Raw genomic sequence first — 14,045 nt, forward strand, 5'->3', positions numbered from 1 at the left:
CGTCGACAGGGTCGGGAAAACTGCGGCGAGGAGCGAGCCGTGCGTACGGCAAAACCGTGTGGTCCTGGCCGTCGTTGCTACGGTCAAGCTTTCGTGGATGCGGCATCAGCGTCAACCGGCGCGGTGCTGGCGACTTTCGCGAAGGTGAGGGAGGCCAAAGGGAACTCGGCTCCCGGGAGAGCGCGGCATAAGCCGTCCAACCATCGCGCAGGGAAGGCCGTGTGTTGGGCTTCACCTGTATGCTGCTGTGCGGTCTCTTTGCGCTACCTTTCGCGCAGCAGACCGCGGGTGCCAGCCGGCACCCGGCCTTCCCTGCGCCCTCTTGGATGAGAGGGTGGAATGATTAGCAAAGCTCGGGTGAAATCAGCCGCGAGGACGCAAAGGCGTGTCTGCGAGTTGAAACGCGCGTTGGAGGCTGACGATGCTGCCCCTTGTTCCGTCATTGCGAGCGTAGCGAAGCAATCCAGAATCTTTCCACGGAGGGATTCTGGATTGCTTCGTCGCTTCGCTCCTCGCAATGACGAGGTGGAGAAAGCGTGTGCCAATCCATCACCGTTACCCTGAGGCGCCGGAGCGAAGCGGAGGCCTCGAAGGGCGACGGCCCGGCTGCATCCGGGCCGCGCATCCTTCGAAGCTCCCCACGGGACGCGTTGCGTCCCGTGGCTCGCGCCTCAGGATGACGGAGGGAGAGTGTGCGCCGACTCACTTCGAATGTGCGCAGTCCTCGCCGCAAAACTGGGCGCGCTCCTTGTGTCCTAAAATCTCAAGTTGTGGATTGTCATCTTCGCGAGGGTATTGTGGTAAGCCGATCCGTGTCTTCCCGGTAACGATTGTGCTGTCCACGCAACACTCACGGTGGATTTAACCCTCATCACCGGGCGTTCGCATCAGCGCCGCTTTTTGGCCACACCCGAACATGAATAAAATCGCTCTAATGTTTTCAGGGGCTGGGCTGGTCCCTTGCAGGCAACGGGAAATCCCAAGGTCGATTCAAATCTTGGGTCTGATGTTCCGGGTCTGACAAGGGTTAGCCAAGGAAACTGGTCGTGATGGGCGCGAAGAGCAACATCAAGCACAGGCTGCCGAGCCGTCACGTGACGGAAGGTCCTGCGCGCGCGCCGCACCGGTCCTATTTCTACGCCATGGGTCTGACCACCGAGCAGATCCACCAGCCCTTCGTCGGTGTCGCCTCGTGCTGGAACGAGGCCGCTCCGTGCAACATCGCCTTGATGCGCCAGGCGCAGGCGGTGAAGAAGGGCGTCGCATCCGCCGGCGGCACCCCCCGCGAATTCTGCACCATCACCGTCACCGACGGCATCGCCATGGGCCATGACGGCATGCGCTCCTCGCTGCCGTCGCGCGAATGCATCGCCGACTCGGTCGAGTTGACCGTTCGCGGTCATGCCTATGACGCCCTCGTCGGGCTCGCCGGCTGCGACAAGTCGCTGCCGGGCATGATGATGGCGATGGTCCGCCTCAACGTGCCTTCGATTTTCATCTACGGCGGCTCGATCCTGCCCGGCAATTTCCGCGGCCAGCAGGTCACCGTGCAGGACATGTTCGAGGCCGTCGGCAAGCACTCGGTCGGCGCCATGTCGGACGAAGACCTCGACGAGATCGAGCGCGTGGCGTGCCCCTCGGCGGGCGCCTGCGGCGCACAGTTCACCGCTAACACCATGGCGACCGTCTCCGAGGCGATCGGCCTCGCGCTGCCTTACTCGGCCGGTGCCCCGGCACCGTACGAGATCCGCGACGCCTTCTGCATGACCGCGGGCGAGAAGGTCATGGAGCTGATCGCGTCCAATATCCGGCCGCGCGACATCGTCACACGCAAGGCGCTGGAGAATGCCGCGGCCGTCGTCGCCGCATCCGGTGGCTCGACCAATGCTGCATTGCACCTGCCGGCGATCGCGCACGAGTGCGGGATCAAGTTCGACCTGTTCGACGTCGCCGAAATCTTCAAAAAGACACCTTATGTCGCGGATTTGAAGCCGGGCGGCCGTTATGTCGCCAAAGACATGTTTGAAGTAGGTGGCATACCGCTTCTGATGAAGACGCTGCTCGACAACGGATTTCTCCACGGCGACTGCATTACGGTCACCGGTCGAACGATCGCCGAAAACCTCAAAAGCGTGAAGTGGAATCCGCACCAGGACGTGGTGCACCCGGCAGACAAACCCATCACCGTCACGGGCGGTGTGGTCGGTCTGAAGGGGAATTTGGCGCCAGAAGGTGCGATCGTGAAAGTCGCGGGAATGTCCAACCTCAAGTTTACCGGTCCGGCCAGGTGCTTCGACCGTGAGGAGGATGCTTTCGAGGCGGTCCAGAAGCGCACCTATCGCGAAGGCGAAGTCATCGTGATCCGCTACGAGGGCCCCAAGGGCGGCCCCGGCATGCGGGAAATGCTCCAGACCACCGCAGCGCTGACCGGCCAGGGCATGGGCGGCAAGATCGCGCTCATCACCGATGGCCGCTTCTCCGGCGCCACCCGCGGCTTCTGCATCGGCCATGTCGGCCCGGAGGCGGCCATCGGCGGCCCGATCGGGCTGCTCGAGGACGGCGACATCATCGAGATCGACGCCGACGCCGGTACCCTTAACGTAAAATTGAGTGACGCTGAGCTGGCTCAGCGCAAGACCAAATGGAGCGCTCGCGCGACTAATCACACGTCGGGTGCGCTCTGGAAGTATGCTCAGCAGGTTGGACCAGCGGTCGGAGGGGCAGTGACCCATCCGGGCGGCGCGCACGAGAAACAGTGCTATGCGGACATCTAGGCGTGCCATTGTTGCGTTTGTGTTGGGGGCCAGTGCGCTGGCCGTGCCGGCGTTCGCCTTCGACGGCTCGCCGGCCAATAACAAGGACGCCACCATCCCGGTCGTGACCACGCTGCCCGGTGCTGCGGGTGCGGTGCGCAGCAAGGTGGCGCCGCCCGCCCAGGAAACCTCGCTCAGCGCCCTGCAATATGCCGCCGAAGGCGGTCATCCCGGCGCGCAATTCAAGCTCGGCCGCATGTATGCCAATGGCGACGGCGTCGCCCAGGACGATGTGCGCGCCTTTGAATATTTCAGCCGGATTGCCAACGCGCATGCCGACGACAGCCCGTCGGCGCCGCAGGCGCAGATCGTGGCGAATGCCTTCGTCGCGCTCGGCCGTTATTATCTGAGCGGCATCCCGAACTCGAAGGTCAAGCCGGACCAGGACCGGGCGCGGGAGATGTTCTCCTATGCGGCCTCCTATTTCGGCAACGCGGACGCCCAGTACGATCTCGCCCGGCTGTACCTGAAGACGCCCGACGCCTCGCGCGAGGACTTCCGCTATGGCGCGCGCTGGCTCGGTCTGGCCGCCCAGAAGGGCCAGCACGAGGCTCAGGCGCTGCTCGGCCAGATGCTGTTCAACGGCGACCGCCTGCCGCGGCAGGCCGCACGCGGCCTGATGTGGCTGACGCTGGCCCGTGATAGCGCCGGCACCGAAGAGACCTGGATCAAGGAAAGCTACAACCGCGCCTTCGCCAAGGCCTCCGACGACGACCGCGCCATGTGCCTGCAAATGCTGGAGCAGTGGGTGCAGGGCCGCCGCGAATAGAACGGCAACCCCGGTCCCGTAGGGTGGGCAAAGGCGCCTTGGGCGCCGTGCCCACTATCTGACCGCCGCTTACGCCGCCTCCAGATCCAGATCCGCCCACACCGGCACGTGGTCCGACGGCTTCTCCCAGGCCCGCACATAGCTGTCGATCCCGACATTGGCGAGCTTGTCGCTGGCCTGCGGCGACAGCAGTAGATGATCGATCCGCAAGCCGTGGTTCTTCTGCCAGGCGCCGGCCTGGTAGTCCCAGAAGGTGTAGAGCCCCGGCTCGTCGGTGACGGCGCGCAGGGCGTCGGTCAGGCCGAGGCCGAGCAGTGCCTGAAAGCTCTCCCGCGTCTCGGGCTTGAACAGCGCGTCCTCGGTCCAGGCAGCGGGGTTATGGACGTCGCGGGCATGTGGGATGACGTTGAAGTCGCCTGCGAGGATCAGCGGCTCCTCGGTCTTAAGACGCTCCTTCGAGTACTCAAGAAGTCGCGACATCCAGTTGAGCTTGTAGGGATATTTCTCGGTCCCGACCGGATTGCCGTTGGGCAGATAGAGACAGGCGATGCGCATCACGCCGGACTTGAGCGTCACCACGCCCTCGAGGAAGCGGGCATGGGCGTCCTCGTCGTCGCCGGCCAGCCCCGACTTGGTCTCGTCGAACCGCAGCTTCGAGAGCAGCGCGACGCCGTTGAACGTCTTCTGCCCGTGGGTGACCACGTTGTAGCCGAGCGCCTCGATCTCCAGCCGCGGGAACGCCTCATCGACGCATTTGATCTCCTGCAGGCAGACGATGTCCGGCTGGCACTCTTTCAGCCAGGTCAGCAGCAGGTCGATCCGCTGCCGGACCGAATTCACGTTCCAGGTGGCTACTCTGATGGGCATGTCGGCAGGCTCCGGGCAGGGGCCATGGTTAGAACAAACTGCCAACGCGCCCGTCAAGGACGCCGCAAAATCTCCCACAAAATTAACCCGGCTTAAGCGGGCCGCAGGCCATTGATACGGAAAAGGTTCCGTGGATGGGATGGCCGGTCAAAACTGCACAACGAGCTGAGCCGCGCGACGGGCTGGTCGGTGCGTTCCTATATTGGCTCGGCGGCTTCGAGATCGAGGACGGCCTGACCGCCGATCTCAGCGAGCGCGAGCTGCGCCGGATTCGCGCCAAGCAGATCGACGCGGTGACGCGGCTGATCCCGGTGACGATGGCCGTCACCATGCTCAACGTCGCCATCGTGCTGATCCTGTTCTGGGGCAGGCGCTGGAACGATTTCCTCGCGGTCTGGGGCATGACCCTCGCCGTCACGGCCTCGCTCGCCGTGCGCTCGTGGCGGCGCTCGCATCAGAATCCGCCGCAGGAAGCCTCGCTCCGCGCCGCCCGCCTCATGATGCGCCAGGCCTTCTTCCTCGCCGCGATCTGGGGCACCCTGCCACTTGCGCTGTTCAGCCGGGTCGGGCCGACCAGCCAGCTCATCCTGGCCTGTTTGATGGTCGGCACGATGTCCGGCGGCGCCTTCACGCTGTCGACCTTCCCGCGCGCGGGCCTCGTCTATCTCGCCACCGTGACCGTCGCCTGCACCGGCGCGCTGCTGCTGTGCGGCACCGGGCCGTATCTGGTGACCGCGGTGTTCCTGCTGCTGTTCGCGTTCTTCATGGCGCGCAACATCGTCTCGCAGGGCAATCTGTTCCTCGGCAATCTCAAGGCCCAGCTCGAGCTCGAGCGCCAGACCGAGATCATCTCGCTGCTGCTGAAGGACTTCCAGGAGAACGCCAGCGACTGGCTGTGGCAGACCGACGCCGAAGGCCATCTCACCGACGTGCCGCAACGCTTCGCCGACGTCGCGCAATTGCCGCTGCCGCTCCTGAAGGGCTCGCACTTCGTCGACGTGCTCGACATGCTCTGTCCCGACGACAAGGCGGCCGCCTACAACGTCGTCGGCCTGATGGAGCATGCCGAGCCGCTGCACGAGATGAACCTCAAGGTCGTCGCCGGCGGCGAGGCGCGGCTGTGGTCGCTGACCGCAAAGCCCGCCTATGATCGCGACGGCCAGTTCCTCGGCTATCGCGGCTTCGGCCGCGACGTCACCGAGCGCTGGCGCGCGGAGAAGGCCGAAGCGGAGAGCCGGGCGAAGTCGGATTTCCTCGCCGTGATGAGCCACGAGATCCGCACGCCCATGAACGGCGTGCTCGGGCTTGCCAGCATGCTGCTCGAAACAAAACTCGATCCGGAGCAGCGCGAGGCCGTCACCACGATCCGTGAGTCCGGCGACAATCTCCAGCGCATCCTCAACGACATTCTCGATCTCTCCAAGCTCGAGGCCGGCCGCTTCCAGTTCGAGGCGATCGACTTCGCGCCGCAGGCTCTCGTCGAGACCGTTGCGACGGTCGCGCGCGCCAGCGCCAAGAGCAAGGGGATCGCGGTCAGGGTCGAACTCGATCCGAACCTGCCGCTGACGCTACGCGGCGACGTCGCGCGCATTCGCCAGGTGCTGCTCAATCTCGCCTCCAATGCGGTGAAGTTCACCGATGCGGGCGAGGTGACGATCTCGGCGACCTGCCAGGCGCGCCGTGACCTGCTCGCCACCGTCGAATGGGCCGTGACCGACAGCGGCATCGGCATTGCGCCCGAGAAGGTCGGCCAGCTCTTCAGCGACTTCGCGCAGGCCGACGCCTCGATCAGCCGCCGTTTCGGCGGCACCGGGCTTGGGCTTGCGATTTCCCGGCGCATCATCGAGCAGATGGGCGGCACGATCGGCGTCACCTCGACGCCGGGCCTGGGCTCCACTTTCCGTTTCACCCTGGTGCTGCCCTGGAGCCAGGCGCAGGCCTCCGATCAGGCAGCCGGGAGCGATGAGGCCGATGCGCTCAAGGCGCGTATCGCCGAACTCGATCGGCCTTTGAAGGTGCTGGTCGCCGAGGATGATGCCGTCAACCGCATGGTCGTGAGCAAGATGCTGGGGGCGTTGGAGGTCGAGCTGCGCGTCGTCACCGACGGTGTCCAGGCCGTCGAGGCAGCCTCAGAGGGCGATTACGACGTCGTGCTGATGGATGTGCGGATGCCCGACATGGACGGCCTTGCCGCGACCCGCGCGATCCGCGCGCAGGGCGGGCGCTTTGCGGCCTTGCCGATCATTGCGCTGACCGCCAATGCCTTCCCCGAAGACGTCAAGATCTGCCGCGAAGCCGGCATGTCGGATTTCCTGGCAAAGCCGCTGCGCAAGCCCGCGCTTGCCGCCGCCTTGCTGCGCGCGCTGGACGGCCATGCGATGTCGGAGGACGCGCCGCTGCAGCCGGAGCTGATGCCTGATGATGTGGAGTGGACGGACGAGGAAAGGCAGATGACGGGCGCTTAAACCGCGCGTCAGATCGAGAAGCTGGTGCCGCAGCCGCAGGACGCGGTCGCGTTGGGATTGTTGACGCGGAACGAGGCGCCGATCAGATCGTCCACGAAATCGACCTGCGAGCCCGCCAGGAACGGCTGCGAGGCGGAATCGACCAGCACCACCGCATTCTCCTGCTCGATCACGAGATCGTCGTCGGTGCGGTCGCGGTCGATGTCGAACTTGTATTGGAAGCCGGAGCAGCCGCCGCCCTCGACGGAGATGCGCAGCATCGCGCCGGCGCCTTCGCCCTTGAGGATCTCCCCAATCCGGCGTGCGGCGCGGTCACTGATGGTCACGTCAGTCGTCATGGCTGGTCTCCGATAGTCCCGCGGTCATACCAAATTCACTTGGCAGATTCACTTGGCCAATTCATTTGGTATCCCGCATCCGGCATAGTTAAGTGCAAGGATACGCAGAATCAAATGGATAGGGACTAAATTCGTCGTGTCCGTCGGAATGGCAGCCCCCCGCGCGCCCTATGCCTGCGATCCCGATCGCAGCCGCGGCCGGCTGGTCGCCGAGCCGCCGAGCCGGACCCGGAGCCCGTTCCGGCGGGATTGCGACCGGGTGATCCATTCCACCGCGTTCCGCCGCCTGAAGTACAAGACCCAGGTATTCGTGTTCCATGAGGGCGATCATTACCGCACCCGGCTGACCCATTCGCTCGAGGTGGCGCAGATCGCCCGTGCGCTGGCCCGCCAGCTCGGGCTGGACGAGGACCTCACGGAAACGCTGGCGCTGGCCCATGATCTCGGCCACCCGCCGTTCGGGCACGCCGGCGAGCGGGCGCTGGACGCCTGCCTGAAGGATTTTGGTGGCTTCGACCACAACGCTCAAGCGCTGCGCGTCGTCGGCTCGCTGGAGCACCGCTATCCCGAGTTCGACGGGCTCAACCTGACCTGGGAGTCGCTGGAGGGCATCGTCAAGCACAACGGTCCGCTGGCCGATCGCAGCGGCGCGCCGGTCGGGCGCTATCGCGAGCACGGCATTCCCGTCGGCATCGCCGACTACATCAAGGTCTATGATCTCGAATTGTGGAGCTTCGCCTCGCTCGAAGCACAGGTTGCGGCGATCGCCGACGACATCGCCTATGACGCCCACGACATCGATGACGGCCTGCGCGCGGGCCTGTTCCACCTCGACGATCTCAAGGTGATGCCGCTCACGGCCGAGATCATCGCCGAGACCTCGGCGCATTACCCCGACCTCGAGGACGTCCGGCGCGGCGCCGAGCTGGTGCGCGAGCTGATCTCGCATTTGATCGGCGCGGTGTTCGCGGAGACGCAGAAGAGCATTGCCGCGGTCAGGCCGCAATCGGCCCAGGACGTGCGCCAGCAGAGCCGGGCGCTGGTCGCGTTCCCCGCCGAGGTCGCCGAGGAAGAGGCCGCCATCAAGAGCTTCCTGTACCAGCACATGTACCGCCACAAGCGGGTGATGCGGGTGATGGGCGAGGCGGAGCAGATCCTGTTCGACCTGTTCGCAAAGTACCAGAATTCCCCCAGCGAGCTGCCGCCGGAATGGCTGCTCGGGGCAGAGGCCGACGATGAGGGCGACCGGGCCCGGCGGATCGGCAATTTCATTGCCGGAATGACCGACCGTTTCGCCCTAACCGAGCACCAGCGGCTTTTTGACTCGACCCCGGATTTGCGTTAGGCGGCGCCCATGCCCGACACATCCTCATCCCTGCATCTGTTCGCTGACGTGCTCGCTCGCGTGCACGCCGTCTGCCGTGCGCTTGCGGCGGAAGCCAGCTGGCCCGAGGGCATCGATTTCGCGCGCGTGGTGGTCGAGCCGCCCCGCGACGCCACCCATGGCGACATGGCGACCAACGCCGCGATGGTGCTTGCGAAAGAGGCAAAGGCGAAGCCGCGCGATCTCGCTGAGCAGATCGCCGAGCGGCTGCGGGCGGATGCGCTGATCGCCAAGGTCGATGTCGCCGGTCCTGGATTCATCAACCTGACGCTCAAGCCGGCGGCCTGGGCCGAGGCGCTGCGCACCGTGTTGCGCGAGGGCGCCGACTACGGCCGCGTTCGCGGCGGCTCCAAGGTCAATGTCGAATACGTCTCGGCCAATCCGACCGGACCGATGCATGTCGGCCATTGCCGCGGCGCCGTGTTCGGCGATGCGCTGGCGAGCCTGCTTCAGTTCGGCGGCCATGACGTCACCCGCGAGTATTACATCAACGACGCCGGCGCCCAGGTCGACGTGCTCGCGCGCTCCGCGTTCCTGCGGTATCGCGAGGCGCTCGGCGAGGACATCGGCGCGATCCCGGAAGGTCTCTATCCCGGCGACTATCTGAAGCCGGTGGGCGCGGCGCTGGCGAAAGAGCACGGCGACAAGCTGCTCGCGATGACTGAGGCTCAGTGGCTGCCAACGGTGCGGGCCAAAGCGATCGCGATGATGATGGACGAGATCAAGGACGATCTCGCCGCCCTCAACATCCGTCACGACGTGTTCTTCTCGGAGCGCTCGCTGATCGAGACCGGCAACAACAAGGTTGCCGAGACCATCGATTTCCTGAAGGCCAAGGGCGACATCTACGAAGGCCGCCTGCCGCCGCCCAAGGGCGCGCCGGTTGAGGATTGGGAAGACCGCGAGCAGCTGCTGTTCAAGGCGACCGCTTACGGCGACGACGTCGATCGGCCACTGATCAAGTCGGACAATTCCTACACCTACTTCGCCTCCGACATCGCCTATCATAAGAATAAGTTCGACCGTGGTTTCGCGGAGATGATCGACGTCTGGGGTGCCGATCATGGCGGCTACATCAAGCGCATGCAGGCGGCGGTGAAGGCGACGACGTCGGGCAAGGGCGCGCTCGACGTCAAGATCGTCCAGCTTGTGAAGTTGCTGCGCAACGGCGAGCCCGTGAAAATGTCCAAGCGGAGCGGGGACTTCGTCACCTTGCGTGAGGTGGTGGATGAAGTCGGCCAGGACGCTGTCCGCTTCATGATGCTCTACCGCAAGAACGACGCGGTGCTCGACTTCGACCTCGCCAAGGTCATGGAACAGTCGCGCGACAACCCGGTGTTCTACGTTCAGTACGGCCACGCCCGCGGCCATTCGATCTTCCGCAACGCGCGGGCCGAGGTGTTCCCGGAACTGCCCGAGGATGCCGACAAGCGCATCGCCTGGCTGAGTGAGTCGGCGGTGGAACGGCTGTCGGACCCCGTTGAACTTGATCTTCTCAAGCGCCTCGCAATTTATCCGAGGATGCTGGAAGCGGCTGCCGCGGCCCACGAGCCGCACCGTATTGCCTTTTATCTCTATGACTTAGCGAGCGAATTTCACGCACTTTGGACGAAGGGGCGCGATTTGCCCTATTTACGCTTCATTATCAATAATGATGCAGATCTTACAAAGGCGCGACTGGCCATGGTCCAGGGCGTCGTCTCGGTCCTGGCATCGGGCCTCGCCATCCTCGGCGTCCATGCCCCGGACGAGATGCGGTAGTTTGGGGCGAACTACTTAAGAGGAATATTGGGGGTAACCGGCAGAAGCCGGATCGCTTAGACTTGGTTGAAGCCTTGTGGGTCGAAAGCCGCGCCTTGGTCGAGGGGCGCGCGGCTTTCCCGAAGGGACGCATCATCACGATGGCCGAACGATATCAGGACAGACCGTTTCCTTCCGATGACTATGGTCGCGGTAGCGATCAGCGTGCGAAGGCGGAAAATGATCCCTTGGCCGAACTCGCCCGCCTGATCGGACAGACCGATCCGTTCGCAGCGCAGGGCCACCCGAGCGCGCCGCAGCCGGCAGTGACCACCCAAAACTATCAGGATCGGGACTACCAGCAGGACGATTATCAGCAGGACTATGCCGAGCAAGCCCCGCCGCCGCCCGGGCCACCCTCATGGATGCGGCGCGCCAATGTGCAGCCGCAGCCGGTCCCCGCGCCGGAGCCTGACTATCCCGTCTCAGCCAACCCGGTTCATCCGTTGCATCGCTATTCCGCCCAGCCGACCGCGCCCGAGCCCGAGCTTCAACAGCCGCAGGCCTATCAGGACCACGGCTATCAGCAGGCTCAGGCCTATCAGGATCAAGCCTACCAGCAGCACGATCAGGCGTATCAGCACCAAGCCTATCAGGAGCCGTATCAGCAGCAGCCCGATCCGTCGCGTTACGACGACGCGCTGTATGGGCGGCTGGAGTCGGGCGAGCAGGATTATCAGCGCGAGCCCGCTTATCCCGACGATCCCTACGCGTTCCAGAGCGACTATCCCGAGGCTGATCTGGACGAGCCGAAGAAGCAGCGCGGCGGCATGATGACGGTCGCGGCGATCCTCGCGCTCGCCGTGGTCGGCACTGGCGCGGCGTTCGCGTACAAGACCTATGTGGGCTCGCCCCGCAGCGGCGAGCCGCCGATCATCAAGGCCGACAACACCCCGACCAAGATCGTGCCGGCGCCGACGGAATCAGGGGCCAAGGTGCCTGATCGCATGGTCACCGGCGACGGCGGCGAGAAGATCGTGCCGCGCGAGGAAGCGCCTGTCGACGTCAACGCCAGAGCGAGCGGTCCCCGCGTCGTGTTCCCGCCGTTGAACCCGAATGCCAATCCGCCACCGGTGGCAAGCGTCTCGCCGTCCGCGGCCATGCCGCCAGGCGCGGGTCCAGTTCCGAGCAACGGGACGATGCCGAACAACGCGCCGCGGGCGATCAGGACCGTGGCCGTGAGGGGTGATCAGACCGATAGCGGCACGCCACAATCGGCGGCGACCGCCAAGCCGTCCGCAACGGCGCCGAAGCCTGTTGCCGCGCCCGCTGCTGCACCGGCCGCGCCGCGCAATCCGCCGACCTCGGCCAATGCCAGCGCCAACCAGCCGCTCTCGCTGGCGCCGCAGTCATCGCCGGCAGAACCGGCGCAGCGGATGGCTGCGACCAGCCCGACGCAGATTGCGCCGAGCGCTGCTCCCGATACGGGCGGCGGGGGCTTCCTGGTGTCGGTCACCTCGCAAGACACCGAGGCTGCCGCCCGGTCGTCGTTCCGTGTGGCGCAGGGCAAATACGCCTCCGTGCTGGGCTCCCATTCGCCTGTGATCAAGCGGGTGGACCGGCCCGACGGCACGGTCAAATACCGTGCGATGGTCGGGCCTTACAAAACGCGGCAGGAAGCCAGCCAGTTCTGCAAGGAGCTGATGTCGGCCGGCGGGCAGTGCTTTATCCCGTAGTATTATCGGCCGTTTCCTTGACCCCCTGACGGGGCAGGGTTAATCGGCCGTTATGAGCACGCGGGCCTTCATTACCGGCGTTTCCGGAACGGAACTGACCGCTATCGAGCGGGAGTTTATCCGCGCCGAGCGCCCATGGGGCTTCATCCTGTTCAAGCGCAATGTCGCGACACCGGCTCAAGTGGCTGCGCTGGTTGCGGAATTGCGGGCAGTTGCAAACGCGCCCGATGCGCCCGTTCTGATCGATCAGGAGGGCGGACGCGTGCAACGGCTTGGGCCGCCGCACTGGCCGGTCTATCCGCCGGGGGCCGTATTCGCGAATTTGTACGACACTGATTCGGCGCTCGGCCTCACGGCGGCGCGCCTCAGCGCCCGCCTGATCGCGGCCGATCTCGCCGATCTCGGCATTACCGTGGATTGCTTGCCGCTGGCTGACGTGCCGGTGCAGGGCGCCGATGCCGTCATCGGGAACCGGGCTTACGGCACCGAGCCAGGCAAGGTCGCGGCGATCGCCCGTGCGGTGACCGAGGGCCTGGAGCAGGGCGGCGTGCTGCCGGTCCTCAAGCACATCCCCGGCCATGGCCGGGCCACCGCCGACACCCATTTCAAGCTGCCGACGGTCGATACGCCCAGCGACGAATTGGAACGAACCGACTTCGCGGCGTTCAAGCCACTGGCGGATCTGCCGATGGCGATGACTGCACATGTTGTGTTTAGCGCGGTCGACCCCGCCCATCCGGCGACGACTTCTGCGACAATGATCGCTCAGGTGATTCGCGGCGCAATCGGGTTCCAGGGTTTGTTAATGAGTGATGACGTGTCGATGAACGCGCTGTCGGGGAATATCGCCGAACGGACTCGCGCCATCTTCGCGGCCGGCTGCGACATGGCCCTGCATTGCAACGGCAACATCGAGGAGATGCGCGAGGTCGCAGGCCAGACACCGGAATTGTCGGGCAGGGCACTTGAGCGCGCGAACGCCGCGCTCGCCGCACGCAAGGCACCGCAGCCGTTCGACCGCGTGGCCGCGCGCGCCGAACTGGACGCATTGATCGCACGGGCAAACACGGCATCCGCATGACCGCAGAAATCCTATCGTTTGAAACCGGGCGGCCCGCAGAGCTCGCCGAGGGTGAGCCGGCGTTGGTGGTGGACGTCGAGGGGTACGAAGGCCCGCTCGACCTGTTGCTCGCGCTGGCGCGGCAGCAGAAGGTCGATCTCGCCAAGATCTCGATCCTGGCGCTGGCCGATCAGTACCTCCACTTCATCGAAGCCGCGCGAAAGATCCGGCTCGAGCTCGCCGCCGACTATCTCGTCATGGCCGCGTGGCTCGCCTTCCTGAAATCGCGTCTGCTGCTGCCGGAGCCGCCGAGCGCGGAAGGTCCGAGCGCCGAGCAGATGGCGACCGCGCTTGCCAACCGGTTGCGGCGCCTCGAAGCCATTCGCGAGGCCGCCAACCGGCTGATGAACCGGCAGCAATTGCTGCGCGACATCTTCCCGCGCGGCGAGCCCGAGCAGATCGCCGAGATCAAGCATCCGAAATACACCGCGACGCTGTACGACCTGCTCACCGCCTATGCCTCGCAGCGCCAGTCGCGCGTGCTCGCGAGCGTGCATCTGGCCAAGCGCACGGTGTGGTCGCTTGCGGAAGCGCGTGCCACGCTGGAGCGGCTGGTCGGCAGCATCACCGAGCAGGACGATTGGGGCGTGCTCGACGACTTCCTGATCCGTCACGTCGCCGATCCGACGCAGCGCGCGACGGTGTTCGCCTCGAGCTTCGCCGCCGCGCTCGAGCTGGTGCGTGAAGGACAGCTCGAGCTGAACCAGAAAGAGGCGTTCGCGCCCATCTATTTCCGGAAGGGGCGTCCTAAGCCGGTTCCGGACGCAGCTCCTGCGCCCGACGCGCCGGTCGCTTAAGTGCAAGAAGGAGAAT

Annotated in this window: 10 protein-coding genes; 8 read left to right on the plus strand and 2 right to left on the minus strand. The window is 65.2% G+C overall.

Annotated elements, in window-relative coordinates:
* Positions 1-1,049 precede the first annotated feature (1,049 nt).
* Entirely contained in the window at positions 1,050-2,774 is a 1,725-nt protein-coding gene (gene ilvD / locus RAD16_RS03155; RefSeq protein ID WP_458156938.1) for a dihydroxy-acid dehydratase, read from the plus strand.
* Positions 2,761-3,582 (plus strand): tetratricopeptide repeat protein, encoded by an 822-nt coding sequence (locus tag RAD16_RS03160; protein WP_458156431.1) that lies wholly within the window; start codon positions 2,761-2,763, stop codon positions 3,580-3,582. The genes ilvD and RAD16_RS03160 overlap by 14 nt, the downstream gene beginning before the upstream one ends.
* 69 nt (positions 3,583-3,651) lie before the next feature.
* Here the strand turns inward: RAD16_RS03160 and xth are convergent, their stop codons facing one another.
* Entirely contained in the window at positions 3,652-4,449 is a 798-nt protein-coding gene (gene xth / locus RAD16_RS03165; protein ID WP_458156432.1) for an exodeoxyribonuclease III, read from the minus strand.
* Positions 4,450-4,583: 134 nt separating this feature from the next.
* On the opposite strand from xth, the gene RAD16_RS03170 reads away from it, so the two are divergent.
* Positions 4,584-6,914 carry an ATP-binding protein gene (locus RAD16_RS03170; protein ID WP_458156433.1) on the plus strand — a complete coding sequence of 777 codons (2,331 nt, stop codon included), beginning with the start codon at positions 4,584-4,586 and terminating at the stop codon, positions 6,912-6,914.
* 8 nt (positions 6,915-6,922) lie between these two features.
* On the opposite strand, the gene erpA is transcribed toward RAD16_RS03170, so the two are convergent.
* Positions 6,923-7,252, minus strand: a complete 330-nt coding sequence (erpA, locus tag RAD16_RS03175; RefSeq protein WP_326904575.1) for an iron-sulfur cluster insertion protein ErpA — start codon at positions 7,250-7,252, stop codon at positions 6,923-6,925.
* 136 nt (positions 7,253-7,388) lie between these two features.
* On the opposite strand from erpA, the gene RAD16_RS03180 reads away from it, so the two are divergent.
* The 5 genes from RAD16_RS03180 (at position 7,389) to RAD16_RS03200 (ending at position 14,029) form a co-directional block, all read left to right on the plus strand.
* Positions 7,389-8,597 (plus strand): deoxyguanosinetriphosphate triphosphohydrolase, encoded by a 1,209-nt coding sequence (locus RAD16_RS03180; RefSeq protein WP_458156434.1) that lies wholly within the window; start codon positions 7,389-7,391, stop codon positions 8,595-8,597.
* Positions 8,598-8,606: 9 nt separating this feature from the next.
* The gene (gene argS / locus RAD16_RS03185; protein WP_458156435.1) at positions 8,607-10,397 is read left to right on the plus strand and encodes an arginine--tRNA ligase; all 1,791 of its coding nucleotides are present in this window, start codon (positions 8,607-8,609) and stop codon (positions 10,395-10,397) included.
* A 140-nt stretch (positions 10,398-10,537) separates the two neighbouring features.
* The gene (locus RAD16_RS03190; protein WP_458156939.1) at positions 10,538-12,112 is read left to right on the plus strand and encodes an SPOR domain-containing protein; all 1,575 of its coding nucleotides are present in this window, start codon (positions 10,538-10,540) and stop codon (positions 12,110-12,112) included.
* A 52-nt stretch (positions 12,113-12,164) separates the two neighbouring features.
* Entirely contained in the window at positions 12,165-13,193 is a 1,029-nt protein-coding gene (nagZ, locus tag RAD16_RS03195; protein ID WP_458156436.1) for a beta-N-acetylhexosaminidase, read from the plus strand.
* Entirely contained in the window at positions 13,190-14,029 is an 840-nt protein-coding gene (locus RAD16_RS03200) for a segregation and condensation protein A (RefSeq protein ID WP_298245628.1), read from the plus strand. Before nagZ ends, RAD16_RS03200 begins: the two co-directional genes overlap by 4 nt.
* Positions 14,030-14,045 lie beyond the last annotated feature (16 nt).

It is taken from the genome of Bradyrhizobium sp. 18BD (assembly GCF_054185225.1).

What these genes read in the sequence shown, in the direction of transcription:
- ilvD (WP_458156938.1), top strand. Translation starts at nt 1,050, where the DNA reads ATGGGCGCGAAGAGCAACATCAAGCACAGGCTGCCGAGCCGTCACGTG.
- RAD16_RS03160 (WP_458156431.1), top strand. Translation starts at nt 2,761, where the DNA reads ATGCGGACATCTAGGCGTGCCATTGTTGCGTTTGTGTTGGGGGCCAGT.
- xth (WP_458156432.1), bottom strand. Translation starts at nt 4,449, where the DNA reads ATGCCCATCAGAGTAGCCACCTGGAACGTGAATTCGGTCCGGCAGCGG.
- RAD16_RS03170 (WP_458156433.1), top strand. Translation starts at nt 4,584, where the DNA reads ATGGGATGGCCGGTCAAAACTGCACAACGAGCTGAGCCGCGCGACGGG.
- erpA (WP_326904575.1), bottom strand. Translation starts at nt 7,252, where the DNA reads ATGACGACTGACGTGACCATCAGTGACCGCGCCGCACGCCGGATTGGG.
- argS (WP_458156435.1), top strand. Translation starts at nt 8,607, where the DNA reads ATGCCCGACACATCCTCATCCCTGCATCTGTTCGCTGACGTGCTCGCT.
- RAD16_RS03190 (WP_458156939.1), top strand. Translation starts at nt 10,538, where the DNA reads ATGGCCGAACGATATCAGGACAGACCGTTTCCTTCCGATGACTATGGT.
- nagZ (WP_458156436.1), top strand. Translation starts at nt 12,165, where the DNA reads ATGAGCACGCGGGCCTTCATTACCGGCGTTTCCGGAACGGAACTGACC.
- RAD16_RS03200 (WP_298245628.1), top strand. Translation starts at nt 13,190, where the DNA reads ATGACCGCAGAAATCCTATCGTTTGAAACCGGGCGGCCCGCAGAGCTC.